3 protein-coding genes and 1 pseudogene are annotated in these 2,738 nt (G+C 36.0%); 2 read left to right on the plus strand and 2 right to left on the minus strand.

Features of this window, described 5'->3' with window-relative positions:
• Positions 1-431, minus strand: a 431-nt coding sequence (locus ACFINS_RS09505; protein ID WP_375706134.1) for a lysozyme, incomplete at its 3' end; no start/stop codon positions are given.
• A gap of 244 nt (positions 432-675) precedes the next feature.
• Between ACFINS_RS09505 and ACFINS_RS09510 the strand changes: the two genes are divergently transcribed.
• Both ACFINS_RS09510 and ACFINS_RS09515 read left to right on the plus strand, forming a co-directional pair.
• Positions 676-1,584, plus strand: a complete 909-nt coding sequence (locus ACFINS_RS09510) for a type II restriction endonuclease (RefSeq protein ID WP_375631818.1) — start codon at positions 676-678, stop codon at positions 1,582-1,584.
• Position 1,585: 1 nt separating this feature from the next.
• On the plus strand, positions 1,586-2,512 hold the full coding sequence (locus ACFINS_RS09515) for a DNA cytosine methyltransferase (RefSeq protein ID WP_375631819.1): 927 nt from the start codon (positions 1,586-1,588) through the stop codon (positions 2,510-2,512).
• A 58-nt stretch (positions 2,513-2,570) separates the two neighbouring features.
• Here the strand turns inward: ACFINS_RS09515 and ACFINS_RS09520 are convergent.
• A pseudogene (locus ACFINS_RS09520) lies at positions 2,571-2,738 on the minus strand (late control protein); the annotation flags it as partial.

The raw sequence follows: 2,738 nt of genomic DNA on the forward strand, positions 1-2,738 counted from the left end.
AAGCCTGTTTCTGCCGCACGCCGGTGTGCTAAACCTTCAAGACGCTTTCCGCCTGCTTTGGTCCATTTCTGTAGCTCTGCAGGGACAGCTTCATATTCACCTTGATTGAGCTTTTTTAACAGTGTCGAGTTACAAAAGGCTCCTGTTCCTACATTATAGCAAAAGGACACTAACGCCGCGAATTGTTCATCCGTTAATGAAACTGTAACAGCGCGTTCAACGGCATTTTCAAATTGTCTTAAGTCTTGACAAAGAAGTTCTTCTGCTTGCTTTTCAGTGATTGTCATGCCTTCGTAAATAAAAGGTTTTCCAGCACTGTTTGTATGTCCATAACCTATTGTCCACACCCCAATGGCATCTTTATAGGCGTTTAAATGCAAACCTTCCCATTGTTTGATAAGTGCAAGTCCTTCTGATGATATTTTTCGCATATGATTCTCCATAAAAAAAGCCCCGCAAAAGGCGGGGATGCGTGAAAAATATGAAATGAACGTCTTTCCCTCTTAAAGGACGGTAAGAAATCTACTCAACAAAAAGATATTGAAAAAGCCGTTCAATTAGTAAAAAAATTAACTTCCTCCTCGCCTAAAGGACAGGTAACGGACAAAAATATCATTGGTTAAAATTTAGAATCTGCTAATCAGTTATACTTGTCTAATCGTAGGATTTAATGCAATGACTGATATAAGATACAAAAACTTAGAAGATTTTTGTGGGCTTGATGAGGAAGAAAAAAAAAGCTTCGTAAACTTTCTCAAGAAAAGAAGAAGTGAACTGATTTCACCTACTGATGAAATAGTAAGTCAAATAGTACAGGAAAATAAACAAATTATAGATGAGTTGCTCAAAAAAGAGGAAGTTTCTAAAACAATTTTTAATATGCGAGAATTATCGTATTCCGCATTGTTAAAGCAAGAATCTACTTTCAATTCTGCGATTTTGATGGAAATTAGCCATCAGTTTGAGATGCCTAAAAGAATTATTACTGAATTAAGTTTAAAATTATTTCGGCTTAACATTCAAGATTCTCACAAATTTAACGAGCAGCTAATAAATTGTTTTGGCCAATATGCAGGAAAAATTATTCCATATATTTATTTATTATGTCTTAGCAATACACAGTCACGCCGTTCACGTGCGGGAAAAACATTTGAAGAAATTATTTATTTTTTATATAATCAATTTCGATATCGTTTCGAAGCTCAAAAAAAAATCGGAAAAGAAACATTTCAAAAAGCCGGTTTGGGTAAAATGGTTGATTCAGTACTACCGAGCATAGAGCATTTTAAGAAAAGACGCGATAAGGCTATTATTGGCACAATGAAAACCACTTTGCGTGAACGTTGGCAAGAAGTTATTGAAGAGCAGTCAAGATCTCAAGTTCCTAACATTCACTTACTGACAGTTGATGATAAAATCTCTGTAAATAAAATTGAACAAATGAACAAGCATAACATTGTTGTCGTCGTACTAAAAACAGTTAAAAATCAAGAAAAAATATTGCATAACCACAGCGTCATAGATTTTGAAACGTATTTTTTAAAAGAACTACCTGAGATGTTTAATTATTGGAAAAATCAGTAAAATGTTTAAACTAATTGACTTATTTGCCGGCATTGGAGGAATTCGTTTGGGTTTCGAGTCTGCATTTGGCTTAGATAACGCCCAATGTGTTTTTACATCAGAAATTGATAAATACTCTATTCAAACTTATCGACTTAATTTTAACAACGATCACGTCCATGGCGATATTACTCAGATCAATGAAGAAGAAATACCAGAGCATGATATTTTATTAGCAGGCTTTCCTTGCCAACCTTTTTCGCAAGCAGGCTTGAAGAAGGGGTTTGCGGATGCACGTGGAACTTTATTTTTTGATATCAATAGAATTTTATCACATAGGAAGCCTCGAGCATTTTTATTAGAGAATGTTAAGCAATTAAAGGGGCATGATAGGGGACGTACTCTCTCTAGTATTATAAAGCATTTACAATCAAGCGGTTATAAAGTTTTTTATGATATCTTAAAAGCACGGGATTTTGGAGTTCCTCAGAATCGTGAACGCATATATATCATTGGTTTTTTAGATCATTCGATAGATTTTAAATTTCCCTCTCCCATGAATATTAAAACAAGGGTGGGAGATATTTTAGATAAAGAGGTTGATGAAAAATATACAATTAGTAATGCTCTTTGGCATGGACACCAACGAAGAAAAGTTCTGAATAAACTGAAAGGAAAGGGATTTGGTTATGGGCTTTTCGATGTGGAATCGCCATACACAAATACACTTTCTGCACGTTATTACAAAGATGGAAGCGAAATACTTATAATGCAGGATAATAAAAATCCTAGAAAACTGACGCCAAGAGAAGCAGCACGCTTGCAAGGGTTTCCTGAAAGCTACCAGATTCCAGTATCTGATACGCAAGCCTATCGCCAATTTGGAAACAGTGTGTCTGTTCCAGTTATTAAAGCTATCGCATTGCAGATGAAAAAATATCTGTCGTAAACGTTCATTGACCTTCTTCCCTAAAAGGGACAGCACAACGAATGACCTAAAGTTGATATTAATCCTCATCCATATGGATGACGCCTTCACCTTCGTCGCATGCGTTTGGTGGAGCGTTTGGATCAAGGGTATCGTCCTTGTCTGGTGTGGTGTTTGCAACGTTTCCAGCCGCATCTTCTTGTGATGCATCAAAAAGTTCGCACTCTATTTTTGTGGTGTAACCACC

It is taken from the genome of Bartonella sp. AA2SXKL (assembly GCF_042197205.1).
GTDB lineage: Bacteria > Pseudomonadota > Alphaproteobacteria > Rhizobiales > Rhizobiaceae > Bartonella.